The sequence below is a fragment of the Chroococcidiopsis sp. TS-821 genome (assembly GCF_002939305.1).
GTDB lineage: Bacteria > Cyanobacteriota > Cyanobacteriia > Cyanobacteriales > Chroococcidiopsidaceae > Chroogloeocystis.
In genome coordinates this window covers 15,435-40,392 of sequence record NZ_MVDI01000011.1, presented here as the reverse complement: position 1 = coordinate 40,392, position 24,958 = coordinate 15,435, and the positions used below count along the sequence as shown (strand labels likewise).

The window sequence follows — 24,958 nt, the reverse complement described above, 5'->3', positions numbered from 1 at the left end:
CAATGAGCTTCAGCGGATTGAACCGATATCGATGTTGGTCGTTGTTGATAGAGTTACAAAACGCCAGCGCTTGGCATTAAGGTTAATTCCTCAATAACAGCTTGTTCTGGAAGGAGTACAGCATGGAGTATTGATTGGGCAACGCTTTCTGGCGTTAACATTGCCGCTCGCTCAAGTTTAATTCCGACAGTATCGCTGTTCCATAGTTCAGTATCGACAGCACCTGGGCAAATCGTTGTGACCCGAATTCCATGTTGGCGTTCTTCTGCTGCTAAGGTCTTAGAAAGCGCAATTAGTCCTGCTTTACTCACCGAGTAAGCGCCCCAACTAGGAAAAGGTTGCAAGCCTGCAACTGACGCAACATTGACGATTGTCCCTGCGCCGCGATCGCGCATTGTTGGTAACACGCCCAAAATGCATTGAAAGACACTTGTGAGATTTAAATTCATCACTGCTTGCCAGTCGCTCAATGGTGTGTCACTCAAATTTCCGGTATATCCCATGCCAGCGCTATTAATTAAAATATTGACTGGGGATTCTGCCGCGATCGCGCTGATTTTCTCTCGCACTTGTTCAATATCAGCTAAATCGAGCGCATAGGTAGTTGCTTTTGCCCCAGTTTGTTCGACTGCACTAGCTACAGATGCTAGTTTTTCTTGATTCCGGCTTACTAATACTACATCGATTCCTACCTTAGCAAAGGCTAAAGCGGTTGCTTTCCCAATTCCACTACTTGCACCAGTAATCATGGCGCTTTTATTTTTCGCCAAATTCATGAATTCCTGTTTCCTTGAAGAAGTGGCATTGCTTCTTCACTATTATCTCAACTTCCTACCACAGATAGATTAATCAGTTTCAAGACCTAAATTAACGTTTTTTTGGCATAGTATAACCCAACGTAATTACTCGGTTACGGATAATGTCTTCTTAAATTGACAAGCTGCTCAAAAGCAGGGATTCAGTAACAATCTTCCCTATCTACATAACTGTAGTGGGATAGATTAGACGATATGTAAAGTTTCTTTACACGTTCAGAGTCATTATATCACTAGCGTTCGCGATCGCTACTATACTAGCGCCCAACTCAGGATTTATCAGTGAAAACACCTAATCTACGGAATTTTTGGTAGCGCATTTTACGACGTTCTTGACCGCTCATTGGCGATAGAGCTTCTAAATTCTCAATTAGCGCCTGTTTGAGAATCGTTGCTGCACCAAGTGGATCTGAATGCGCGCCGCCGTTTGGTTCTGGTAAAATTTGGTCGAGAATACCAAGATTTTTTAAATCGGAAGCTGTAATTTTTAACGCTACCGCAGCTTGCGATGCTTTAGCCGCATCTTTCCAGAGAATTGCCGCACATGCTTCTGGAGTAGCCACAGTGTAAACTGAGTGTTCAAACATCAGTAAGCGATCGCCAACACCGATTCCTAAAGCACCACCCGAACCACCTTCACCGATGACAGTACAAATAATCGGCACTTCAAAGCGAAACATTTCGCGGAGATTATAGGCGATCGCTTCACCTGCACCCTTGTACTCTGCTTCTGCTGTTGGTAAAGCACCAGGCGTATCAATAAAGGTCAAGATCGGCATTCCAAAACGATTCGCATGGTCCATCAGCCGAATCGCTTTACGATACCCTCCAGGCGATGCCATACCAAAATTGCGCGCAATGTTATCTTTTGTGTCGCGTCCTTTTTGATGTCCCAGCATCACTACCGCACGCCCTGCAAATTTTGCGACTCCACCCACTAAAGCCGGATCGTCAGTACCTCGGCGATCGCCGTGCAATTCCATCCATTCATCGCTAATTGCTTGAATGTAATCGAGCGTACTCGGACGGCGGGGATGACGTGCCAGTTGCAACTTTTGTGCAGGTGAAAGACTACTAAAAATTTCTTGTCTTAGTTGCATGGCGCGGGTTTCCAACTGGCGAATATCTTCGGAAACATCGACGCCATTTTCTGCCGCAAGTTCGCGAATTTGATCGATTCGCGATTCAAGTTCAATCAGCGGCTTCTCAAAGTCTAAAAGTAGTGGTTTGCGCTCAGTAGTTGCCATAGGGAGAGGTCGGGGGTCGGGGGTCAGAGGTCAGGGGAGTAGGGGAGAAACGCAATACATCAACTGCTCTTTCAGCTATCACTAACAATTAATTTCGTTTCTCGCGCCTCGCTCCTCGTTCCTAACCCTTAGACTAGCAGAGGACGAAAACCATGTTTGACAGATACTTGACCAATGTGTTCCATTTTTTCGACTGTAATTTGGTTGCGTCCCCACGAAAAATTAGTGTACAGCTTTTCAAATTCGAGTAGCATCGACTCGGCAAAGCAGGCAAACAATTGGCGCGCCGGAACATCCATATTGACAATACTCATAATTCGCCAATCAATGTCAAGCGAATGCTCGACGATGCCGCCATTGAGGACATACACGCCGGGGTACTGTACTTTGGTCGCTAAATTTTTAGGATATCCACCATCAATTAACAAACAAGGTTGCTTTAACGTCGTCGGATCGATTTCCACACCTTTAGGCATACTAGCAACCCAGACGATAACGTCTGCTTGCGGTAAAGCTTCCTCTAGACTCATAATCTTACCGCGACCGAGTTCGGATTGGAGATGCTGTAGTCGCTCTTGATTGCGCGCGATTAATAGCAACTCAGCTACATCTGTTCTCGCATCTAACCAACGGCAGACAGCACTGCCAATGTCACCTGTCGCACCACACACAGCAACAGTTGCCTTCGAGAGTTCAATACCTAGATTTTTAGAGGCTTGTTCAACTTGACGGCAGATAATATAAGCTGTGTGCGTGTTACCTGTTGTAAATCGTTCAAATTCCAGCCGTACGTTGCGCACTTGGCGATTTTGGTGAAGATTAAAATTTTCAAAAATAATCGATGAAAAACCGCCCAACGCCGTAATATTAATTCCATGTTTTTGTGCGTGAGCCATCGCGTTGAGGACTTTTCGCGTTGCTGCCTTGATGCGGCGGGAAGCTAGCATCTCAGGAAGAAAGCATGACTCGACGTACCGACCTTCGATTATTTGACCAGTAATGCTTGTAACTTTGATAGTATCGACGATTTGGGGCGGAGCGCTGCACCAAAAATCAAGCCCTTGATCTGCGTATTCAGGGTAGCCTAACTCTTTAGCTACTGCTTGGGCGTGTTCCAAACTAGTAAGGTGACCGATTAGACCAAACATTTATTGTGCTGTATGAGACTTGTAGCTGCTGTGAGACAAAATGTAAAGTGTGAGATTTAGGAGAATTTCCACAAAAATACCACACCAATTCACTGAGTTGAGGCTCAGTTTGCTGGCGATCGATGTATACGTTTAGGCAATGCAGTGAAACTGATACAGGGGCAGTTTTGCCACCCCTGTTAGTAAGTTTTATGCAGCTGTAAGTCCGTATGCCGACATTCGCATAATATCGCGGGTAGTAAAGCCGATGTTACTCAGTGCTTCACCATATTGAATCATGAAATCTTCGACCAAAGCTTCTTTCTCCATTGCTAAGGTACGCGCGTCGTTTTCAACTGCGTTGAGCATTTGCCAAACGATCGGAAGATTTTGACGATTTGCTTGTTCGATTTCAGCTTTTGATTCTTCAAAGTGTTCTTTTAACCAAACTTCCCCAAAGTTGAGGTGGCTGTATTCATCTTTGACTACGCCTTCAGTAATTTTGCGGGCAAAGTCATCTGCTACTGGAATGTAGATATTGTAAGCGGCGATCGCAAAGCATTCGATAATCAGTGATTGAATGAGTAAGCAAGTGACTACATTGCCTGATTCGGCTGCTTTTTGGAAGTTTTGGTGCAATTGAGCAAAGAACTCTTGCGCAAACTGCATATCTGGCGTGACTTGAAGATTGCGCCCACAAGCTTCAAAACCTTTTTTGTGGCGGTTCTCCATCTTCGATAAGCGAATCAGTTCCTCTTTGTGTTCTGGCAGCAGTTCCGCTAATCGGATGTAATTTTCATGGGCTTCTTTCTCCCCTTCAATCACGATCGCATTGATGCGACTGTAAGCGTCCTTGTAGGTTTCGCTGTGGAAATCAAGTTCTGCGGCGGTGGCAGCCAGCTGCTGCATAGGTCTTTTATCTCCTATTTACGTAAATCAACTGATACGAGCTTGGTTAACCTGGCAACTCAAGTGTAAAGTTGAAAATGGTTAAATTTAACTTAACAAATCTCGCTGCGCTACGTTACGTTTGGTCATGAAATATTTTTCAAATTAAAAAATAATATCAATGCATATCAAAGCATAAAGCTAAACTAGTAGCAATGCCTAAAAAAAATCACAATAACACCCCCACCCGTCAATCTATATTAGAAGTCGTCAATTTAGCTGTTTTACTACTAGGTGCGGGTCTTGTACTACTACCTCTAGGAATAGTTTTTCTGACCTCCTTTGCGCCAGAAGGAGCAACACCCACGTTCATACCACAAAATGGCTGGTCGTTAGCTAATTATCGAGACGCTTGGCAACGAGGCAAGTTCCTGCTAGCCTTTGCCAACTCAACGCTTGTTGCACTTGCCGTGACAGCTTTTCAGCTAGTTTCTTCAGCTCTAGCAGGTTATGCGCTCGCGCGGTTAAAATTCCCAGGTCGGCAAGTCGTGCTTCTGATTGTGTTAGCTACGCTAGTCATTCCTTTTCAATTACTGGTTATTCCCATATTCTTGGTGCTTAAGTGGGGTCATCTCATTAACACTTATGGAGCACTGATTCTGCCAACAGCAGTCAATGGTTTTGGCATTTTTTTACTACGTCAGTACTTTTTGACAATTCCGATCGAGTTAGAGGAAGCGGCGGTGTTGGATGGTGCAAACCGCTGGCAAATTTTATGGCGGGTGCTGTTACCGTTATCGCGTCCAGCATTGGTTACGTTATTTTTATTTACTTTTATCGGAGAATGGAACGACTTGTTTAAGCCGCTAGTTTTCACAACAAGACCAGAGTTGAGGACAGTACAATTGGCGCTAGCCGAGTTTCAAGAACAGTTTACGAATAATTGGCCTTTACTGATGGCAGCGGTTGCGATCGCTACTATCCCTGTAGTTGTCCTGTTCGTGTTAGGTCAACGGCAATTTATCCAAGGAATCGCGACAACAGGAATTAAAAATTAATACAAATTCCCCTTTATACGCCTGCTTTTTTTCTTTCTGGCAAGCGATCGCTAGAAGATTCATTGCGAAAAATTGCACCTTTGATAACAGTTAGCTACATCAGGCGTTTTGCCTGGAAGACGACAAACAGCGTGCAAAGTCGTCGCCAATTACCAATGACCAGCTTGCGGGTTAGATTTATTTTCACTAGCTTACCTGATTATTCTTCTTGAATTTGCAGGCGGATAGTACGTTCTCCACTCGCAAGTTGCACTTCGACGACTTCACCACCAAGTTGTTCTAAGCAATTTAGGAGCGATCGCAAATTTGGCGTACTCGCACCAGTATCAACGTACAAGCGATCGGCGAGACTACCAATCTTTTTCCAAGTATTGTAGAGTTTGGCAATTGTTTGCTCTAACTGCGATGCTTGATTAACAAGGTCTGCAGCAACATTGATACAACCGATTCTTAATGCTTCTTCTAACGCCTTTTCTAAGTCTACCGATTCTTCTTCAAGGACTTGAACATTGGTAGCTGCATCAAGATACTTGGCAAGATAACGCGCCTCGGATGTCGCTTGTTTGAGCGTATCAACGTCAGGACTTGCTGCGACTTCTTCGCGAATAACAGTTTGATGCGATCTTGGTAGTTTCTCCATTTCGCGTACTAGCGGAGCAAGATAGCGGCTAGGAAGCGAGTTATCGGCGGCTTTGGCTTTGACGGTATCAGGAAGTAAATCAGACGACATGGCGGTAAATTCATCGGCTAATTGACGAACTTCTCGCCGTGTAATGCGATCGCCTTTTTTTGCCGCATCAGTAATCAGTTGTTGAATTTCCGGTTCGGCTTTGGCAGTTTCAATAAACGCGCGTTTACTAAAACAGCGTACTGTATTGGGGTCAAGTTGTCCTTGTTCCATCAGTGTATCGGCACTATTTGCAAGTTGAATCATCGAATAAGCTTGGCTTTTACTAATATCGCGTTCTTGCAACCATTTGAGAAACCCACTTCCGCGTGCATCGCCGTATTTCTTTTCGCGATCGCGTACTGCTCGTAAAATGCGCCCGCGCCAAATCTCTGTTTGAAGGTCAAAGCGATCGCACACTTGCCACGCGGTATCTACTTGGCGTTGAAATTCCTGTTCGGGAATTTGCTCATCTTCAGGATCGGGAAGTTCAAAATTAAGGTTTGTTTGTTCCTCTAAAGCAGCAACAAGATCAATATCAGCAGGTGACATGAGAAGCAATCGCACAACAGCTGGATTATTATTGCACGCTCCATTACTGTAGGAAAACATTACTGTCGTAATGATGCTTGTTAAACAGCTTCCGGGTTTTGGCTGAACACTGAGCGTTAGATTAGTAGATTGCAGGATGACCTCAAGAGGTACTAAAATCCATTAAGATTGCAGAGAAACTCCAGAATTGCTGCATTGAGTTCTTTTGGAGAGTTTGCAGGGGCATCGTGACCGCAATTTTCGATAATTTTAACTTGCGCGTGAGGAATGCGCGATCGCAATTTTTCAGCATCGGTTGCAGGGAACCATCGATCTTGATCGCCCCAGATAATGAGTGTTGGGCAAGTAATTTCACCTAAACGCGATTGAATTTTACTGATTAAGTTAGGTTGCTTTTGTTGTAAGCGCTTAATTTCCTGCGCGGCGATTTGTAATTCTTCAGTCACTTTTGCTAGCGTTCCAGGAATATAGATATAGGGATATGTAATCCAGTAAACTTCTTCGGGTGTGACTGCAGACCAGTCTACCAAGACTTCACGACGTTCGACGCGCACGATCGCGCGGACAAGCGTTGAGAAAAAGAACGTTAATCGCAGCGAATCGACAATTTTTAAGAGTTCAATAGGTAAATCAGATAGCGATCGCATCCAGCGATTTGGTAGTCGTTCAGGGAAAATGGGAACGTTGATTAAAACTAAGCTTGCGAATAACTCAGGATGCTCTTGCACAACAGCAAGACTGACCAATGCACCCAAAGAAATCGCGACAACTATTGGCGGCTCATCGCACAAAGCACGAATAATTTGCTCTAACTCTAGCATTTGATGTCCTGGCTGTTCTGGATGTGGTGGCTTCTCAGAAAAGCCATAGCCTTTAGCATCGAAGCAAATTACCCGAAAGTATTTTGATAATGGTTCAATGCAATAACGCCAGCTATAAGACCAACTACCAATACCGTGAATCAAAATCAGCGGTTTACCGTCGCCTTTTTCTCCGTAAGCAATCGAAACCGGATAACCATTAGCATCTGTTATTGTTAAATTTTGCCGTCCTTGAGGGAAAGTTTCTCTCCACCAGTCTTGCATGAAGTTTGAGAGTATTAACAACGCTTGCTAGATTCATTTAATCACCTATTCAGAAATAATAGGCTGAAAGTTCAGCCTATAGACAACAGTAATTTCTCTTACTTATTTGTAGCGTTCTGAGGATTTTTAAGATACTCTTCTAGCAAATCGACATTTTTCATGTTAGCTTTCCAAGCAAAGTCAAACATATCCCCGATAACTGGAACTGAGCCAAAGACGCTCTCTATAATGATATTTCTCACCATCTTTCCTAATAGCGCTTTTGGAATACCTAGCCGTGCTGCTTCAACGACAATATAAGCTGAAAGCGCTGTTCCTACAATATCTCCTGCACCTGGAATTAGACCAATTAGGGGGTCGATACCAATACGAAATTTAGTTCCTGGAATGCCAATAGCATTATCAAGTAAACGACTAAACCTACGCAAGCGTTGTACTGATGTAAGTTTAGGGTGAGCTGCAACATTGGCAAACTGAGCAACCGATTGAGTCATAGATGAAACACAACCATTAATTTTTGGTAATTTAATTCAAACATTTTTCAATATTATGTGTAGTGTACCTACAGCAATATTTATATGTATTGTCAAGGTAGAGTTTTTCTAGAAGAATTCCTAGAGAGATAAATCCAGAGAATGAGTAAGTTTACGGGGTGTTTGTTTTAGAGTTTTTGGAACTACTAATTTCCATCACAGTTTTGGAGTGCGATCGCATCGCTTCGCCTACACAAACATTAAGCTGATTGCCAACCAACAGCACGGCTGCACTCATGTATAGCCATAACATTAAAACAATGACTGCGCCAACGGCGCCATAAGCTTGATTATAGTTACCAAAATTTGCTACGTACAACCGAAATAAAGCCGATAAAATTGCCCAAGAGATTGCTGCTAAAATTGCTCCAGGCATCATTGGCGTACCAGAATCCCAGCGGCTTGGTCCATAACGATAAATAAAAGCAAAAGTAGCAGACATAACGCCCAAAGCTAAAGGCCAAATCAGTATTTGCCAAATGAATAATAAGAAATCCAGACCACTTTCACGAACAAAAAATTCTAAAATTAAATCGCTAATAAAGACTAAGAAAGAAGCGAATACTAAAAGTATAATTGACCCTATAGTCAGACCAATTGAAATTAACTTTGCTTTCCAAAAAGGACGCGTTTGTTGTGGTGGAATTTGATGTATTTGGTCGAGGGCTGTCATTACAGTATTTAATGCGCCAGATGCAATCCAAATTGCTGCCACAAAGCTGATTGAAAATAACCCGCGATTTCGGTTCTGAGTAATTTCTTGAGCAAAGTCACGAATTAAAGAGAGTGCTTCATCTGGAGCAACTGTACTGAGTCGCAGCGCTAGTTGTCTAAAGGTAGATTGCAGTGATTCTTGAAATAAGCTAATTGCTGTTAGGATGGCAAGAATTGCCGGAAACAGCGACAGCATTGAGTTATAAGCAATTTCGGACGATAAACCTAACAGCCTTCTTTCACCTACACGGATAAAAGTCGCGCTTAATGTAGCCCAAGTCATGTGGCGAAAAAACCGAATGAAGCGGGTTTTGAACATTCGAATCAGGAGTCAGAGGCTAAAGAAATTATAAAGTAAGGTAAGCTCGAAGAGAAATTGTGTTGTTATGATATTGTGCCTAAAGCTTGGCTGTAATCTGGAAAAAAGTCGAGATCGAGAACTTCTGTAGGTGTGTAAGGGCACGCATCAGGAAAACTACTAGTAGATAGACCTGTCTGCCTTGCTGCTTTTCTGACAGCTTTGAAATAAACTTCGCCGAATACTACTTCTAAATAAGGTTTAAGGCTAGGACTATTTCTCTATCAACTCCTCAACTCGTTGTCGATGCTCAACAATCGAGGATAGCCAACTATTAGAGCGCTAACTAGGTTGGAATTGCCATTTGAGCAAGGTGGAGTAACGCGATTCTCAAGTTACTTCTTAAGGCGTGTTTATCGTTGCTGCCCAAATTGCGTATCGCTTCGATTAAGTTGATTAAGTCTAATTCACTGAATCTCTCCTGTTCCAACAGCATCGCCTGCTCACTAGACCAAACAACAAAATCTTTGTCGTAATTGGTAGATTTCAGCATAAACTCTCCAACTATACCTGTTGCATCTAAAAATTGTATAAATCCTACATCATTTTTAGATAACTCCCATGGCTGCTGCTACAGCTTCGAGTGTCGGTTCAATTCCTGGTTTGAACGCATTCTGATTGTTATCAATTGCCGTGTTGGGATCTTTGAGTCCATTTCCAGTAAGCACGCATACAACAGTTGCGCCTGTGGGAATTTGGTCTTTGACTTTTAACATACCTGCAACCGAAGCTGCACTTGCAGGTTCGCAGAAAATACCTTCTGAAGACGCTAATAAACGGTATGCTGCGAGAATTTCTTCATCAGTGACTGCGTGAAATTCTCCGTTACTTGCTGATTGTACCGCGATCGCTTTTTCCCAATTTGCTGGATTCCCAATGCGAATTGCGGTTGCAACGGTATTAGGATGCGTTACAGCTTGTCCAGTAATGAGTGGTGCAGCCCCAGCCGCTTGAAAGCCCATCATTCGCGGTAGGCGATCGCATTTACCGGATTGATGATATTGACAAAAACCCATCCAATATGCTGTGATATTTCCGGCATTGCCTACAGGGATACACAACCAGTCTGGAGCCTCACCTAAAGCATCAACAACTTCAAACGCTGCGGTTTTTTGTCCTTCTAAGCGATAAGGATTGACTGAGTTTACCAAAGTAATCGGATAGCTGTTTGCCATCTCGCGGACTATTTTCAATGCTTGGTCAAAGTTTCCTTTAATCGACAACACTTCAGCACCATAAAGTAGTGCTTGGGCTAACTTACCTAAAGCAACATAGCCATCAGGAATCAGCACAAAAGCTTTCATTCCCGCACGTTTTGCATAGGCGGCGGCGGCGGCGGAAGTATTACCTGTACTTGCACAAATGACTGCCCGCGCTCCTGCTTCTTTTGCTTTGGAAATTGCCATTGTCATTCCTCGGTCTTTGAAGCTACCTGTAGGGTTTAGCCCATCGTACTTGGCGAATACCTGTACTTGTCTACCGATAATTTGAGCGATAGAGGGAATTGGAATTAATGGAGTATTACCCTCTAATAGTGTCACTACAGGTGTATTTTCAGTTACAGGTAAGTATTGCTGGTACGTTTTGATTAATCCAGACCAAACTTCGCGGTTAGTAGATTTATTAGCAATCAGAGTCACGGTATTTGCAGCAACTTTATTTAGATAGAGATTCTGTGAGTGCAAGCATTCTACCTGCTATTTATTCACTTTTTGTGTTTAAAAGCGACATCAACAGATTTTATATTTGTATTACTTAGTTTACTCTGACAAAGCAACTATCATGGGGTACAGCATATAGCCAGTTATAAAATCGACACACTTGATACAACTATGCTTCAAGATAGAGTTACAATAACATGTTGGTGTGAGTAGGCAAAAATAACTATATAAGATAACAATGGGAAATTGTTCAGCTACTATGTCTTCTTCCTCCACTTTGGCGGATAATAATCAGGCAGTGACTAACGTTTCTAGCAAAGCTACAGCGCGATTACCTTGGAATGAGTCACAGAAGTCTTTATACGCAGCGGGCGTTCAGGTTAAATTTCTACACTTAGAAGCTGAAGTAGAATCACTGTTGCAGCAGTTGCAAGCGATTAAGAAGCAACGTACTGCTGCTGAAGAAGTATCAATGAAGTAAAGCAGTGAGAAAAATGCCCTCTATATCCCCCAAGATTAGGAAACTTTAAGCTATTTTCCTAGTAACTTTGAGCGGCGAGAGGGTAGTTCGGTTAGCAGATAGTGTGTTTAAAACAGGCTTTAAGTACTAACTGTCATTGTTGACTTTAATCAAAGCGTTGGTATTGACTAGACCAGCGCTTAAAAATATAGCTTTTGCCAGTAGCAACTAGTAATGCAGGAAGTTCGTCTTCGAGATCGGCGATCGCGATCGCAGTTTGCTCAGAAGCTCCGCTAAACTCGTTGTAAATTAACTTTCCGGTAGCTGAAAAAATAATCGTGCGCGATCGCGAGTCACGGTTGTGCGATTGCAGTAGGTTAGGCTCAAAATTATGAACAGCCGCAATTTCCTGAGGGGAAATAGTCATCATCACTTCCGCTGTTCCATCACCAGTTAGGTCGATTAACTGCACAGGTAATTCTCCGAGTTGCTGTAGCATTTTCTCGACATTTGGGACAGAGTTTTGCAGATTTGGGTTGTGGCGTTGCAACTCCTGCCAGAGTTTTGGCAAAATCTCTACAACTTCAACAGGCTGCGGTTGTTGAGTGAGATCGGATAATGCAATCGTCTCTGGTTGCAACCACTGTAAAGTTGTTTTGGTAAGTGCGAGTTGTCGTGCAGCGGAATCAACTAATGGAAATGTATCCGATACAGCTAATAGCTTCAGCGTATTACCTTGTAACTGCACAGCTTTGACAACGGCGAGATCGATTTGCTGATGTCCGCCAGGTAGCCAGGAAACAATTTGAACTTCAGCATCTGAGCTTAAACCTAATTGTTGCCAGTATTGAGCTGCAGTTTTTGATGGTGTTAACTTAAATGGTGCATGTTGCCAAGTGTCACCGTCGTGGTAAGCGTGGAGTTCGATTTGATACCACGTTTGCTCGTCTGTGACTTGTAAGGGTGTTCGATCGATTTGCAGCCATTGCGCTGGATTGACTTTTGTCATTTGTTGTGCTGTACCAACAAAACGACTAAGGTGAGAAGTTGTTACTTTATTTGATGAAAAGTCACCTTCTAAACGTTTAAGGAATCTTTGAATATAAGCAACATCCGCAGCAGTTGTTTGTGGTTGCTGTTTTAGCCAAGCGATCGCACTTCTTCGATCTTCTTGTGCGCCTTTGAGTAGCGCCCCCCAAGCTTTAACTTCAGTTCGTTTGGGGTTAACACGTAAAGCAACTTCGACGCGATTTTTGATTCGTCCATTATCTGTTGTCAACAAAGTTGTAATTTCTTGCGTATTCGTCGGTGAAGCTTGAAAAACTTTTAGCGCCTCTCCCCAACGCCCATCAATTATAAAAGTGAGTACTTGTTGACTGGGGCTTGCCCAAGTTTGATTTGCTTGCTTTTGGCTTTTTTGGGCGTGTAGTCGAATAAAATCGAGTTGTGCCTGCGCTGCGCTTGACCAGGCTTGACGTTTTTGGCGTTGTTGTTTAATAAACTGCAACCATTTCTCGGCGGGTGTCCACAACCCACTACGCGCAATGAGTAACGCATTTTGATAGTCGCGACTGTCTAAGGCTGGTTCAGCGATGGAAACAGGTTCGAGTTGCAGTGGATCGAAGATAAAGTTCGCGGGTTTAACTTGATAAACTTGTAATCGCGGTTCTAAATCTACAGTTTGATCGATAACTAATTCTGGAGAACCTCCGGCGATCGCTTGTTGCCATTGCGGTTGAGTCGGGCTTGTCCAGGGTAACATCAAACTAAGGTACGAGCGGTCGGGGTTGTAGTGGACAATTTGACCGTAGGCGATCGCGTGTCCTCGTTGGCGTTGTCCCCAAAGATAAAACCACATTCCTTGAGTTGGGGTGGTACTGTCAAATCTTCGCAATTCGGTTACAGGTAAAGGACGATTTGAACTTGTATCTGCGGTTTCTGGATCGACAAGCGGTGCGACAACAAATGACTCTTCAGGTCCTGTCACGTCAACTTGAGTCACCAACTGATAGCGGATTTCACGACTTGGCTGATTGAGAAGGGTTTTAGCGTCTGTGATGCGATACACGCGCAACTCAACAATCTGATTTTGCGATCGCACGGGTAAGATGACAGACGTTGGTTGCGAATTAGCAGAATTAATTTCTAACGGTAGAGGTTTTCCAGCAACTTTTCCTTGTCGGCTTAACTCTGCTGAAATTTGCGCTAGCGTTTTCGTTGGTTCTTGAATTATTGGTAGCTGCGCCCACTGCGGTAAGAATTGATTTAAGGATGCGATCGCATTTGGGTCAAAAAATAATCCATAAATCAACCACGTACTGCTTACAACTAAACCCCCAGCACTCAACAACAACGTAATGACCAATAGAGCTGCAATCCACTCTTTTTTTTGCCGATAGTTCAAGTTTGACTTGGGAAAAGATATGTTGTGGAGTGTGTTGCTTGTTGTTAATTTACGTTTGCGCTTTGACATATTTGCGATCGAGCAGCTGGCATAGATCGCTAACTAGGAGTAAGTTTATCTATGCTCTTGTATACTTTTTGCTACTAATATACTCGAATATACTTGGTTATTACAAGTTTTTATGCATAAATATAAAAGTTAAAAATTGAATTTACTGTTCGTAAAGCACGAGTATATTCAAGTGTTTAAAATCCCGTATTTTTGCGCTTGTAATTTGATTTAATCAATAAATATCTGTAAAATCACTAGGCTTTGTAAAAATTATGTTAAACCATTCTGCCAGTCTTCACCTACTCAATTTAATTAAGAATTAGCAAGTATCTTTTTACCAATTTTATGAAGTTTTTATATAGACGATCAACTTTAGCATAAATTTTTTGTAAATTATCTAAACTTCATCTAGTAGACCAAGAACTTACAAACCTACAAATGCTACCTATAAAGATATAGGACAAACATCTAATTTTAATTGCAGCAGTTATATACCAGAAATGTCTTATCAAAAAGTAAAGGTAAAGGCACATGGAAACAATTGAACTAAAGTTTCTGCTAAGATTACTCAGTTTTGCTAATTACCGCGCACCCTTGACTGAAATAAATTTGGGTAATAAAACCAAGACCTCAGAAAGAAAAAAAATTTGTCGTCAACTATGCGATCGCGGTTTAGTAGAATGTTCCTACGAAGTCACAAAGCTTAAGATTGCGCCTCCTGGAAAAGCTTTATTGAAATTAACTCAGACACAAGTACCAGTTACTCAAGATGAACTCAAAGCCTTGAAAGCGTGTGAAAATAAAAAGATTTCGCCAGGAGAGACAGGGGTTCCCGCTTCCGAACGCCAAGCAGTGATTCAAGGATTAGCTGAACGCGGTTTGATCGAAGTAGAGACTAAAGTTAAAGAAGTCTGGCTATCTGAACAAGGTAAAGCGCATTTAAGAGACGAATATATTCCTAAGAAAGGAGTTCAACCTGTCATCAGTTTAGATTTACTGAGTCACTATTTACGCTTTATACGTAGAAGCTTTAACTCCAATATAGATACTCAAGCTTTATCAGCTAAACTACCAACAACACAAAATCAGCAGCTTAACGATTTAGAAGTTCTCGAAATCATTCAAAAATTAGATCGAGAATTAGGTACAGAAAACTACTTACCAATTTTTCATTTACGCCAGAAGCTTACTTCTGTAATTTCTCGTCAGCAACTTGATGAAATATTGTATCGTTTACAACGCAACGATCAAATCGAATTGAGTTCTTTACAGGAAGTTACTGCTTATACTCCAGAACAAATTGATGCAGGAATTCCTCAAAATATCGGTGGACCATTATTTTTCATTACTGTGAACTAAGTCACAATTAAATGTTTTTTGCTGTTTATTCTCATAAAGGTAGCAGGATGGCATCTATAGATCGAGTTATCCAACGCGAGGTTAATCCCTTCGATCCCGCAACGTTCAAACCTGGTAACTTTTGGCAAGAACAACAAGACCCAGCATTAAATGTCAACTCAATTCACCAAGAAGCAATTACTATAATCGAGAGCATTCTAGCTCAAGTAGCAAAAGATCGCCGGACGCGTACTGTCTTACTAGCTGGTGATTCTGGTTCAGGTAAAAGCCATCTTTTAGGTAGGCTAAAGCAAGCATTGAACTCTAAAGCATTTTTTGTTTACATAGATCCTTGGGCTGATAGTAATTTTATTTGGCGACACATTTTACGTCAAACTGTTGATAGTTTACTTAAAGTTCCAGAAGGACAACAAGAATCACAGTTACTCTTATGGCTCAAGAGTTTATCAATTTTTAAACAACGCAGTCTAATCGATAGATTAATAGGCGATCGCCAAGCTTTTATCAATAAACTTAGAGCTAGTTTTCCTACAGATATTTATAATGCTCGCGAGTTTTTTGGCGTACTTCATGATTTATTGAATCCAGAAACGCATTTTCTTGCCTGTGATTGGCTACGCGGAGATAACTTAGATGAAGATGCATTAAAAGTCTTAAAAGTTAAACAAGCCATTGATTCAGAAGAAGCAGCACAAAATATATTGTTTAATCTTGGCAAAATATCATCTCAAACTCAACCAATTGTCCTATGTTTTGATAATTTAGATAATATTCCTTATTCGTCAAATGGTTTGCGTAACTTTCAAGCATTGTTTGATTTTAATTCAATGCTTCATAACCAGTATATTCCTAACTTTTTGATACTTATTAGCATTATTACTAATACTTGGATACGCAATAAAGACGGCATTCAAGGAGCAGATGTCGCTAGAATAGATACTTATATTAAATTAAAATCAATTAATCTAGAGCAAGCAGAAGCACTTTGGAGATCGCGGCTTTTTCTACTACATCAACAAGCTGACAAACTACCTTCTTCTCCAATTTATCCCTTAAATCGACAATTTTTAGAAGATAAATACCCAGGTGGTAAAACATTACCTCGTGATGTATTAAGTCTAGGAAGGCAATTATTTCAGCTTTATAAGTCAAAGTTATTAATTTCTGAAAATACAAAGCCGACATCAACTCCTAAATCAAATCCTACAACTAATAAGCAAAAAATCATCAATTCCTCTACGATCTTGCAACCAGAATATAAAAAAATTGAGGAAATAGATGAAAACCAAGAGCTATTAGCTGCTTTTCAGCTTATTTGGAGTAAAGAATTACAGAAAATTGAACAAAAAGTTACGCGGATTCGCCAATTATCTTCGCCTGAGTTAATTCAAATGTTACGCGAAGCACTGGAAGCTTTAAACATAAAAACTAAACCGCGATTTTTACCCAGCCCTACATACACGAGTTATTCACTCAGTTACGTGTCACCACAGCAAAAAAAATGTGGAATTGTTTGGATGGAAGATCCAAATATGACCAGTTTTTTCCACGTGATGAAAGGCTGTCAAAAAGCTGTGGAGAAAAACCTTTGTCAAACCTTGTTTTTGATACGTGCAGAAGCGTTAGGTAGCAATAAGACTCAAGGTTATCAAACTTATAAACAAATTTTTGCTGGAGCTCCACACTGCCACATTGTACCAGACCTTACGTCAGTGCACTACTTGGCAACTTATCACAGTTTAGTCAATGCAGTAAGTTCTAGAGAATTAGTTATTCGGGATAAAATTCCTAATTTGAACGAATTACAAGCTTTCGTACGCAAATCCCAGGTACTAAAATATTGTACTTTACTACAGGTTATAGGAGTTCTTGCTGAACAACCTTCAAATCCCAATCCTAAACAGGTAAACTTGGAACCTGTGACAGAATTCATAATGAATTTGGTTACAACACAGCATTTTTTAGGACGAAATACATTAGTACAAAATACACTCGATCGCTTTTCTTCGTTACCAGTAGATGAAATACAAGTTGCAGATTTGATTGCTAAACTCTGTCAAGAAAACAAGCTACAAATTCTCGATCCTAATGCTAAGCCCGAAGCCCAACTTATTTGCTTAGTGCCAAACTCAAAATGAATTCAGTTTCTTATAGTAATTTAAGACAATTATCTTATCTTACCGAAGAACATGAAATTCGTGCATTCATTGACGAATTAACTACTAAAAATATTCTTTGGTTGGATACCGAGGTGGCTGATTATATGACTGCTCATCCTCGGTTATCTCTCATTCAGGTTTTAAGTAATTCTGAAGATTGTACAGGAAATTCTACAATTATTTTAGATGTACTAGATAAGCCTGAATTAATTAGCTATTTTATTGATGAGATCGTGACCGATGCCAAAATCGAAAAAGTTTTTCACAACGCTAATTATGATTTGAGGTTTCTTGGAAAAGAATCGGCAAAAAATATTAGCTGTACTTGGACGCTTGCTAAAAAATTAGTTAAAAAATCTTTATCTGTTACCGATTTAAAATTAAAGACTTTAGCATCAGAACTTTGTCACTTTGTCAATATAGATCGGGAAGAACAGGGAAGTAATTGGGGACGGCGACCTTTAACGCCAAAGCAGTTACAGTATGCCAAGATGGACACAGTGTATCTAGCTCATGTCCATCGCCGTTTAATCGAAATCGCAAGAAGTAACTCTGAGCTTACGAATAATATGTCAGGATCTATAACTGAAAATTCTTCTTTAAGTGTAACTAATGTCAGAGTAGCCTTTGAGTGTCCGCGATTATTTTACTTGGGGTATCGCTTTGGGGGAATGACACTTTTCTTACCCGTAGATACAGCGATTGGGATTGGGACAGCATTTCACGATCTATCAAATCAATTTATTAATGTAGCAAAGCAAGATTCGCGATTTTCTGCTTTGTTTGAACCTGTGGTTGAACAGTTAGAGGTAGACGCGATCGCTGCTGCACTGCAACAACTATTATATGAGCGTGTATTCTTTCCTTACTTGCAAGCATCAATTCAGAAAGACCCCGGAAAAGCACCTGCATTACACCAGCTTTGGTTGGGATTAGTTGAACTGATTCGCCGTTGGGCAGAATTATTAGTTAGTAATCGCCGTTATTGTACGGCAAAAGACGTTATTTCTAAAACTTTTCTAGCACAAGAACTCAACGTTCAGCACTATTTTACTTTACCTAATGGCACGCAGCAGTTAGTCAAAGGCAGATGCGACAGCATTGTTTACGATTTTGCTACTCAGCGATTGCGAGTCGTGGAGTATAAATCGTATCAGTCAGTAGATCAATCAGCCCAGCTTGCGCAAGTTGCGCTCTACAGCTACATGCTACGCAAAACCGTAGGTGTCAAGATTAATTCGGCAGTTTATAGCGTGTTACCCAACCTGCAAGAACTGAGTTTTACATGGGAACAGCTTGAAACAACCATACATCAACTTGTTCCCCAAAAACTGCAGCAAATGCAGCAATGGTTAGCGTGGAAACCACCGCAACTCAACCCACCACCACCGACAAGTCAGCCCTATTTGTGTCATATTTGTCCGCAACAGAAGAAATGCCAAATCTTTTTTGATAGTGATGAAGCGATCGCAGCAGAACGCTTTAAGTCCCCAGCACCGTCGCCACATACTCAAGACAATCAACAACTCGATAGCCTAAATCAAGATTTAGAACAACACGAAGCGGCGACTTTCAACATCGAGCGAACAGGAGAAAAGTTAGTCGAGACACTACAATCTTTTGGTCTTGGCGTAGACTACCAAGGTGCAGCAATTGGACCTGCATTTGTGCGCGTAAAAATTAAGCCTCATGCAGGGATAAAAGTTGTTTCCATTTTACGCTTAGCAAATGATTTACAAGTACAGTTAGGAATTACTAATCCGCCTTTAATTACACCACAAGCGGGGTATATCAGTGTCGATTTACCGCGTCAAGATCGACAAGTTGCGAGTTTTGCTGATTATGTGCAATCGCAAGTTTTACCTGCTGATGCTCCCGTAAAAGTTGCTCTAGGAGTAAATTTAGAGAGAAGACTCGTAGAAGCTGATTTATCCGACCCGAATACTTGTCACTTTTTAGTTGGTGGAACAACTGGTAGCGGTAAAAGCGAGTTTTTGCGATCGCTTCTTCTCAGTCTCGTAGTCCGCCACTCGCCAGATTCCCTCAAAGTGGCGCTTGTCGATCCTAAGCGAGTTACGTTTCCAGAATTTGAACAGATGCGATCGCTCTATTCTCCTGTAGTTAAGGATACCGAGCAGGCAATTGAATTGATGGAGCAACTTGTGGGAGAGATGGAACAGCGCTATCAACAGTTTGAAGCAGTAGGATGTGCTGACTTAACTAGCTACAATCAGAAAACGCACTCCCGACTTTTCCGCATTGTCTGTATTTTTGATGAGTATGCCGATTTTATGGCAGAAAAAGAGAGCCGCAACGCACTTGAACAAAGTATTAAGAGGTTAGGTGCTATGGCTAGAGCCGCCGGAATTCATCTGATTATTGCTACGCAACGTCCTGAAGCCAAAGTCGTGACTCCCATCATCCGCTCTAATTTACCAGGGAGAATTGCGCTACGAACTGCTAGTGAGGCTGATTCAGCAATTATCTTAGGAGGAAAACAAACTTCGGCAGCTTATTTACTTGGTAAAGGTGACTTACTCTACCAAAATGGCGCGCAACTACATCGCTTACAAAGCTTATTTGCCAAAACGATTCAACTGGGATAAGCAAGCGCGATCGCACACTATCCTTACTTAACTTACTTGGTGCGATCGCCCTGGTCATCACCAATTAGCGACTAACTCTTCAATCATTGTACGAGCTTCGTCTAAAGATGCCTGGCGTGCGTCATCACCGCTGCTGAGATTATCGGCTTGCACAAACGTAATGTCGGTAATACCAACTAAGCCAAACACAGCCTGTAAGAAAGGCTTGAGGTAATCATACTGTTCTGCGGGAGTTCCCGATCTGTAGCTACCACCGCTAGCAGCCACAATCAGCATTTTTTTTCCGTGAACCAAACCTGCGTATCCTTGATCGGTAACCGTAAAAGTACGATTGACGCGAACAATTTGGTCAATATAGGCTTTAAAGGTTGAAGGTACGCTAAAGTTGTACATTGGGATACCGAACACGTAGCGATCGGCTGCGAGAAATTCATCTACTAGTTCATCTGAAAGCTTAATTGCTTCGTTAAGTTCGGGGGTACGCGCTTCTGGGGGTGTAAATGCAGCCGCGATCCATCCTTCATCAACATGAGGTACTGGGTTTTTCCCCAAGTCGCGATAAGTCAGTGTATCCTCTGGATGGGCATTTTTCCAAGCTGTCACAAACTCATAAGAAAGTTTACGCGAAAAAGAGCGTTCGCCACGAGGACTAGAATCAATATGCAGAATATGTGCCATAAAACAATCATTCCTGAATATAATTTAACAGCATCAACCGAGTAAATTTAGCATTAATTCTACTTTTATGTCTGTCTGCCTTAAGACAGCTAAATCGCAAAATCGATGTCATTAAGAACTAACTTCATTCCAGGATTTCACTAATGGCTTATATCATTGCAACAGCAAACATGAAAGGTGGTGTAGGAAAAACGACACTAAGTGTCAATTTAGCGACTTCACTCGCCAAAGATCATGGTAAAAAAGTTCTTGTTTTCGATTTAGATACTCAAATTAGTGCTACCTTGAGTATGATGTCCCCGACAGATTTCGCTAAGTATCGCAAAACAAAGCGAACTTTGAAATATCTAATTAATCAAGCTATTCAACCAGAAACACGCTCTAAGATTAGCGTGAAAGAAGCAATTCACTACAATGCGTGCAAGCTTCCTAATCTCGATTTATTACCTGGTGATATCGAGCTCTACGATGAATTTGTTGTTTCTGAAATGCTGCATGAAGAAGCATTTGAGGTCGATAGACTTGATTTTGCAACTGTATGGAACCGCTTTGAAAGAAGATTAGTTAAACAGATTTTAGAGCCTGTTCTCGAAAATTATGATTTTATTATTCTTGACTGCGCTCCTGGTTACAATTTGATGACGCGCAGTGCGCTTGCGGCAAGTAACTTCTATATCCTACCTGCCAAATCTGAGCCTTTGTCAATAGTGGGTATTCAGTTACTAGAAAGACGCATTGCTCAACTTAAAGAAAGTCATGCATCCGAGGTAAATCTAAATATTCAATTATTGGGTATTGTCTTTACAATGTCAGGTAATTTAATTACAGGTAGATACTACAAACAAGTAATGCAACGAATTAACGAGGATTTTGAGGCAACACAAATTTTTAAGACACAAATACCTACTGATGTCAATGTTGCTAAAGCCGTTGATAGTTTTATGCCCGTTGTGATGACAAATCCACAATCAGCAGGGGCTAAAGCATTTACTCAAATAACGCAAGAGTTTTTACAGAAATTGCAAGTTGCTGGTAGCGAGCAACAGCAAACGCAATCGGTATCGGTAATGGGTAATCGGTAATGAGAAAAAAGATATTTACCAGTTACCAATTACCTGTTACCTTTTAAAAGTTGCCTGCTAACGCCGAAACGCAGCGCTCGCAAATCAACGGATGTTCCACAGAGTCGCCGACATGCACTGAGTAATTCCAACAGCGATCGCACTTCTTGCCATCGGCGTTAACTACGCCAATAGCGAGTTCGTCGGTTTGTAAGTTGTACTTTGCTTGTTGTACTGCTGCTGGCGAATCGACAAGTTCTACCTGCGAAGCAATGAACAAATAGCGCAGCTCGTCTACACCGTTAGATTGACGTGTCGATGGAGTTGTCGCCTGTTCTTCAGGGACTGATATCGTTTGAGAAAGCGATTCTGTTAGAGTCGTTGGCGCTTTTGATTTTTGCGATAACGCAATACGCATAAATGCTACTAGTAAGTAGCGCAGCGTTGCATAAATGCCGATGAGCTGGAAAACGCGCGGTAGCAGCGGAATCTCATTAACACCGACGAGTACGGCTTTTAACAAACCAAGCGGTAATACAACTAAAGGAAACGCCGCTAGCACAACAGCGATTATCCAAAGTTCGCGGTATACCTTTAACACGTCGCGTAAGTATGCTGGCGATCGCTTAAAGGGCTGCACAAGTTCTGCTAAGTACTGTTGCCAAGTTTTGGACGGTTGCGTTACCAGTGCTGTTGTTTCTGTTATGGGCTGTGGAGCCGTCGCTAAGCTTTGCGCCGTACCGGGGTTTAATGTTTGTAACTGCGCCTTGAAAGCAGCATTAGGAACGTACAGCAACACCTTGGCTTCGAGGGAAGAGCCGATCGTTTTCTCGACGCGTGCTTGTTCGAGGACTTTATTCACCTCGGCGCGCAGTTGTCGCAGTTTTTGCCAGGAATCTGCGAGTTGTGGTTGGTACCACTGTTTTTCTAACTTCACCCAACCGGCTTCAAAGACGGATTTGTACGGCGTCGGATAGGGAAGGTGCTGCCAAATATCTTCTGCCATGTGACACAGTACTGGCGCGATCGCTTTTGCTAAGTTTTCCAGCGCGACGTGCAACACGGTTTGACAGCTGCGCCGCCGCCAAGCATCGGGCGCGCTAATGTAGAGTCGGTCTTTGGCAATATCTAAGTAGAAGTTTGACAAATCCACCACGCAGAAATTCTGCACTGTTTGGAAGAAGCGGAAAAATTGGTAATTTTCAAACGCCTCGCCGATCTCTTGAAAGACTTCTGTTATCCTGTGGAGCATGTAGCGGTCGAGTTCGGGCAATTGTTCGTAAGCTACAGAATGCTTAATCGGGTCAAAATCATGTAGATTACCCAATAAGAACCTTGCTGTGTTGCGAATCTTGCGATACGCCTCGGACAATTGCTTGAGGATATTTTTACTCAGCGGCGCGTCGGCGGTGTAATCAACGGATGATACCCACAGCCGCAGCACGTCAGCGCCGTAGGCAGGTTCTTCTTTTTGATTTTTCCCGCCGTTAATTACGACTTCTGGTTCGATGCCATTGCCGAGCGATTTGCTCATTTTGCGACCTTGCTCGTCGACGGTAAAACCGTGCGTTAAGACGGTTTTGTATGGCGCACAACCATTGACAGCGACGCTGGTGAGTAAACTCGACTGAAACCAACCGCGATGTTGATCTGAGCCTTCTAAATACATATCTGCTGGGTAGCGCAACTCTGGACGCTGTTGCAATACTGCTGCCCACGAGGAACCTGAATCGAACCACACGTCCATCGTATCTGTCCCTTTGCGGTACGACCGACCATTGTTGCGGTAGCTTTCTGGTAAGAGTTCTTCGGTTGATAATTCCCACCAGGCGTCCGTACCCTTTTCGGCGACGATGGCTTGCACGTGCGCGATCGTTTCTGCGTTGAGTAGTGCTTCGCCAGTTTCTTCGTCGTAGAATACAGGAATTGGGACGCCCCAACTGCGTTGTCGCGAAATGCACCAATCAGAACGCTCCGATACCATCGCAGTAATTCGGTTTTCACCAATCGCCGGAATCCACTTTACCTCAGCGATCGCCTTGAGTGCGGCATCGCGAAATCCGTCTACGGAGGCGAACCATTGTTCAGTGGCGCGGAAGATTGTTGGTTTTTTTGTCCGCCAATCGTAGGGGTATTTGTGAACGTACGGTTCTTCTTTGAGTAACGCCCCTGCTGCAGATAGTGCCTCAATCACGGCAGCGTTGCCATCGCCGAGGACATTCATGCCGGCAAATTGTCCGGCTTCGGCGGTAAAATTTCCATCAGCATCGACGGGTGCTAAAATTGGCAGACCGTACCGCTGACCGACGATGTAGTCGTCTTGTCCGTGACCTGGTGCGGTGTGGACTAAGCCTGTTCCTGACTCGGTGGTTACATAATCGCCACCTATCACTACTGGACTTTCGCGGTCAAAGAGGGGATGGCGATAAATTGTGTGTTCTAAATCCTTGCCACTTACTTTCGCTTTAATTGTGAGATTGCTTGCGAGAATCTGTGACAAGCGTTCTACTAAGTCAGTGGCTACGATTATGTATTTAGGTTGCTCGTTGTTAGCAACTTCAACAACCGCATAAGTTAACTCTGGATTAACAGCTACCGCTAAGTTAGCTGGAATTGTCCAAGGCGTGGTTGTCCAGATGGCTACACTGAGATGCGGCATAAATTCGCCTAATGCTGAAGCAGCTTCAGAAAGACGCGTCACAGGAAAAGCTGCATAAAGGCTCCGTGAGGTGTGACCTTCAGGATACTCTAGTTCGGCTTCTGCCAGTGCCGTTTTTGAACTAGGACTCCAATGGACAGGCTTCAGACCGCGATAGATGTAGCCTTTTAACACCATTTGCCCGAATACACCGATTTGCGCTGCCTCATATGCAGGATTTAGTGTTAGATAAGGATTGTCAAAATCCCCCCAAACTCCGTAGCGTTGGAAACTTTTGCTTTGTTCCTCAACTGTCGCCAAGGCAAACGCTTTGGCTTTGCGCCGCAACTCGAGAGGCGTCAGGTTTTGCCGCTCGGCTGCCTTCATGTTTTGTAACACTTTGAGTTCAATCGGCAATCCGTGACAATCCCAACCCGGAACGTAGCGAACCTTACGTCCTTGCAATAACTGAAATCGGTTGATAATGTCTTTGAGAATTTTGTTAAGCGCGTGACCGAGATGCAACGCACCGTTAGCGTAGGGAGGACCGTCGTGCAAAACAAATAACTCGCCAGGGTTGTTCTGCGACAGGCGATCGTATATTTGGTTTTCTGCCCAAAACTTTTGAATTTCTGGCTCGCGCTTTGTTGCGTTTGCTCGCATGTCAAAATTGGTTTTAGGCAGATTAACAGTATCTTTGTAGCTTCCTGGTTCTGTCACAGTTTGATGCCGAGAGATGATCAAGTCGTTTTGCAACTATTATCAACGACAATCCCCTTTCGCTTCAACCTCAATAACGCGCTTTAATTTGGCAATTAGCAAGTGGCTGATACTTCG

General features: G+C 42.5%; 19 protein-coding genes and 1 pseudogene. 6 read left to right on the top strand and 14 right to left on the bottom strand.

Annotation, left to right across the window (positions count from 1 at the left end; translation table 11 throughout):
• Positions 1-53: 53 nt before the first annotated feature.
• The 4 genes from B1A85_RS20125 to B1A85_RS20110 all read right to left on the bottom strand — a co-directional run bounded on the left by B1A85_RS20125 (position 54) and on the right by B1A85_RS20110 (position 4,098).
• The gene (locus tag B1A85_RS20125) at positions 54-776 is read right to left on the bottom strand and encodes an SDR family oxidoreductase (RefSeq protein ID WP_104548517.1); all 723 of its coding nucleotides are present in this window, start codon (positions 774-776) and stop codon (positions 54-56) included.
• A 308-nt stretch (positions 777-1,084) separates the two neighbouring features.
• Positions 1,085-2,062: an acetyl-CoA carboxylase carboxyltransferase subunit alpha gene (locus B1A85_RS20120; RefSeq protein WP_104548516.1), complete on the bottom strand. Its 978-nt coding sequence runs from the start codon at positions 2,060-2,062 to the stop codon at positions 1,085-1,087.
• 128 nt (positions 2,063-2,190) lie between these two features.
• Positions 2,191-3,210: a long-chain acyl-[acyl-carrier-protein] reductase gene (locus B1A85_RS20115; RefSeq protein WP_104548515.1), complete on the bottom strand. Its 1,020-nt coding sequence runs from the start codon at positions 3,208-3,210 to the stop codon at positions 2,191-2,193.
• Between the two features lie 189 nt (positions 3,211-3,399).
• Positions 3,400-4,098 (bottom strand): aldehyde oxygenase (deformylating), encoded by a 699-nt coding sequence (locus B1A85_RS20110; protein ID WP_104548514.1) that lies wholly within the window; start codon positions 4,096-4,098, stop codon positions 3,400-3,402.
• A gap of 194 nt (positions 4,099-4,292) precedes the next feature.
• Between B1A85_RS20110 and B1A85_RS20105 the strand changes: the two genes are divergently transcribed.
• On the top strand, positions 4,293-5,135 hold the full coding sequence (locus B1A85_RS20105; RefSeq protein WP_104548513.1) for a carbohydrate ABC transporter permease: 843 nt from the start codon (positions 4,293-4,295) through the stop codon (positions 5,133-5,135).
• 199 nt (positions 5,136-5,334) lie between these two features.
• On the opposite strand, the gene B1A85_RS20100 is transcribed toward B1A85_RS20105, so the two are convergent.
• The 7 genes and pseudogenes from B1A85_RS20100 to thrC all read right to left on the bottom strand — a co-directional run bounded on the left by B1A85_RS20100 (position 5,335) and on the right by thrC (position 10,684).
• Positions 5,335-6,354 (bottom strand): hypothetical protein, encoded by a 1,020-nt coding sequence (locus tag B1A85_RS20100; protein WP_104548590.1) that lies wholly within the window; start codon positions 6,352-6,354, stop codon positions 5,335-5,337.
• Positions 6,355-6,506: 152 nt separating this feature from the next.
• Positions 6,507-7,439, bottom strand: a complete 933-nt coding sequence (locus B1A85_RS20095) for an alpha/beta fold hydrolase (protein WP_104548512.1) — start codon at positions 7,437-7,439, stop codon at positions 6,507-6,509.
• A 98-nt stretch (positions 7,440-7,537) separates the two neighbouring features.
• Positions 7,538-7,933 (bottom strand): DUF4112 domain-containing protein, encoded by a 396-nt coding sequence (locus B1A85_RS20090; protein WP_104548511.1) that lies wholly within the window; start codon positions 7,931-7,933, stop codon positions 7,538-7,540.
• 151 nt (positions 7,934-8,084) lie between these two features.
• Positions 8,085-9,005, bottom strand: a complete 921-nt coding sequence (locus tag B1A85_RS20085; protein ID WP_104548510.1) for a YihY/virulence factor BrkB family protein — start codon at positions 9,003-9,005, stop codon at positions 8,085-8,087.
• A gap of 65 nt (positions 9,006-9,070) precedes the next feature.
• Positions 9,071-9,202 (bottom strand): annotated as a pseudogene (locus tag B1A85_RS26320) (DUF29 family protein); the annotation flags it as partial.
• 128 nt (positions 9,203-9,330) lie between these two features.
• Positions 9,331-9,537 (bottom strand): DUF29 family protein, encoded by a 207-nt coding sequence (locus B1A85_RS25710; protein ID WP_104548509.1) that lies wholly within the window; start codon positions 9,535-9,537, stop codon positions 9,331-9,333.
• A 55-nt stretch (positions 9,538-9,592) separates the two neighbouring features.
• Positions 9,593-10,684: a threonine synthase gene (thrC, locus tag B1A85_RS20070; protein ID WP_246841482.1), complete on the bottom strand. Its 1,092-nt coding sequence runs from the start codon at positions 10,682-10,684 to the stop codon at positions 9,593-9,595.
• 280 nt (positions 10,685-10,964) lie between these two features.
• On the opposite strand from thrC, the gene B1A85_RS20065 reads away from it, so the two are divergent.
• Complete coding sequence (locus tag B1A85_RS20065) at positions 10,965-11,186, top strand: hypothetical protein (RefSeq protein WP_104548507.1); 222 nt, start codon at positions 10,965-10,967, stop codon at positions 11,184-11,186.
• A gap of 145 nt (positions 11,187-11,331) precedes the next feature.
• On the opposite strand, the gene B1A85_RS20060 is transcribed toward B1A85_RS20065, so the two are convergent.
• Positions 11,332-13,638 (bottom strand): hypothetical protein, encoded by a 2,307-nt coding sequence (locus tag B1A85_RS20060; protein WP_104548506.1) that lies wholly within the window; start codon positions 13,636-13,638, stop codon positions 11,332-11,334.
• 513 nt (positions 13,639-14,151) lie between these two features.
• Here B1A85_RS20060 and B1A85_RS20055 point away from each other — a divergent pair.
• The 3 genes from B1A85_RS20055 to B1A85_RS20045 are packed head-to-tail and all read left to right on the top strand — an operon-like array spanning position 14,152 to position 19,744.
• Positions 14,152-14,979: a transcription factor RcaD gene (locus B1A85_RS20055; RefSeq protein ID WP_104548505.1), complete on the top strand. Its 828-nt coding sequence runs from the start codon at positions 14,152-14,154 to the stop codon at positions 14,977-14,979.
• A 47-nt stretch (positions 14,980-15,026) separates the two neighbouring features.
• On the top strand, positions 15,027-17,117 hold the full coding sequence (locus tag B1A85_RS20050) for an ATP-binding protein (protein WP_104548504.1): 2,091 nt from the start codon (positions 15,027-15,029) through the stop codon (positions 17,115-17,117).
• A complete protein-coding gene (locus B1A85_RS20045; protein ID WP_104548503.1) occupies positions 17,114-19,744 on the top strand; it encodes a DNA translocase FtsK in 2,631 nt (876 codons plus the stop codon). Before B1A85_RS20050 ends, B1A85_RS20045 begins: the two co-directional genes overlap by 4 nt.
• Before the next feature lie 57 nt (positions 19,745-19,801).
• Here B1A85_RS20045 and B1A85_RS20040 read toward each other — a convergent pair whose 3' ends face one another.
• On the bottom strand, positions 19,802-20,422 hold the full coding sequence (locus B1A85_RS20040) for an FMN-dependent NADH-azoreductase (protein WP_104548502.1): 621 nt from the start codon (positions 20,420-20,422) through the stop codon (positions 19,802-19,804).
• A gap of 143 nt (positions 20,423-20,565) precedes the next feature.
• On the opposite strand from B1A85_RS20040, the gene B1A85_RS20035 reads away from it, so the two are divergent.
• The gene (locus B1A85_RS20035) at positions 20,566-21,504 is read left to right on the top strand and encodes a ParA family protein (protein ID WP_104548501.1); all 939 of its coding nucleotides are present in this window, start codon (positions 20,566-20,568) and stop codon (positions 21,502-21,504) included.
• A 43-nt stretch (positions 21,505-21,547) separates the two neighbouring features.
• On the opposite strand, the gene ileS is transcribed toward B1A85_RS20035, so the two are convergent.
• Positions 21,548-24,841, bottom strand: coding sequence for an isoleucine--tRNA ligase (gene ileS / locus B1A85_RS20030; protein ID WP_104548500.1), 3,294 nt, complete (start codon positions 24,839-24,841; stop codon positions 21,548-21,550).
• Between the last annotated feature and the right edge of the window lie 117 nt (positions 24,842-24,958).

Excerpts from the sequence above, each read along its gene's own strand:
- B1A85_RS20125 (WP_104548517.1), bottom strand. The coding sequence starts at position 776 with ATGAATTTGGCGAAAAATAAAAGCGCCATGATTACTGGTGCAAGTAGT.
- B1A85_RS20120 (WP_104548516.1), bottom strand. The coding sequence starts at position 2,062 with ATGGCAACTACTGAGCGCAAACCACTACTTTTAGACTTTGAGAAGCCG.
- B1A85_RS20115 (WP_104548515.1), bottom strand. The coding sequence starts at position 3,210 with ATGTTTGGTCTAATCGGTCACCTTACTAGTTTGGAACACGCCCAAGCA.
- B1A85_RS20110 (WP_104548514.1), bottom strand. The coding sequence starts at position 4,098 with ATGCAGCAGCTGGCTGCCACCGCCGCAGAACTTGATTTCCACAGCGAA.
- B1A85_RS20105 (WP_104548513.1), top strand. The coding sequence starts at position 4,293 with ATGCCTAAAAAAAATCACAATAACACCCCCACCCGTCAATCTATATTA.
- B1A85_RS20100 (WP_104548590.1), bottom strand. The coding sequence starts at position 6,354 with ATGTCACCTGCTGATATTGATCTTGTTGCTGCTTTAGAGGAACAAACA.
- B1A85_RS20095 (WP_104548512.1), bottom strand. The coding sequence starts at position 7,439 with ATGCAAGACTGGTGGAGAGAAACTTTCCCTCAAGGACGGCAAAATTTA.
- B1A85_RS20090 (WP_104548511.1), bottom strand. The coding sequence starts at position 7,933 with ATGACTCAATCGGTTGCTCAGTTTGCCAATGTTGCAGCTCACCCTAAA.
- B1A85_RS20085 (WP_104548510.1), bottom strand. The coding sequence starts at position 9,005 with ATGTTCAAAACCCGCTTCATTCGGTTTTTTCGCCACATGACTTGGGCT.
- B1A85_RS25710 (WP_104548509.1), bottom strand. The coding sequence starts at position 9,537 with ATGCTGAAATCTACCAATTACGACAAAGATTTTGTTGTTTGGTCTAGT.
- B1A85_RS20065 (WP_104548507.1), top strand. The coding sequence starts at position 10,965 with ATGTCTTCTTCCTCCACTTTGGCGGATAATAATCAGGCAGTGACTAAC.
- B1A85_RS20060 (WP_104548506.1), bottom strand. The coding sequence starts at position 13,638 with ATGTCAAAGCGCAAACGTAAATTAACAACAAGCAACACACTCCACAAC.
- B1A85_RS20055 (WP_104548505.1), top strand. The coding sequence starts at position 14,152 with ATGGAAACAATTGAACTAAAGTTTCTGCTAAGATTACTCAGTTTTGCT.
- B1A85_RS20050 (WP_104548504.1), top strand. The coding sequence starts at position 15,027 with ATGGCATCTATAGATCGAGTTATCCAACGCGAGGTTAATCCCTTCGAT.
- B1A85_RS20045 (WP_104548503.1), top strand. The coding sequence starts at position 17,114 with ATGAATTCAGTTTCTTATAGTAATTTAAGACAATTATCTTATCTTACC.
- B1A85_RS20040 (WP_104548502.1), bottom strand. The coding sequence starts at position 20,422 with ATGGCACATATTCTGCATATTGATTCTAGTCCTCGTGGCGAACGCTCT.
- B1A85_RS20035 (WP_104548501.1), top strand. The coding sequence starts at position 20,566 with ATGGCTTATATCATTGCAACAGCAAACATGAAAGGTGGTGTAGGAAAA.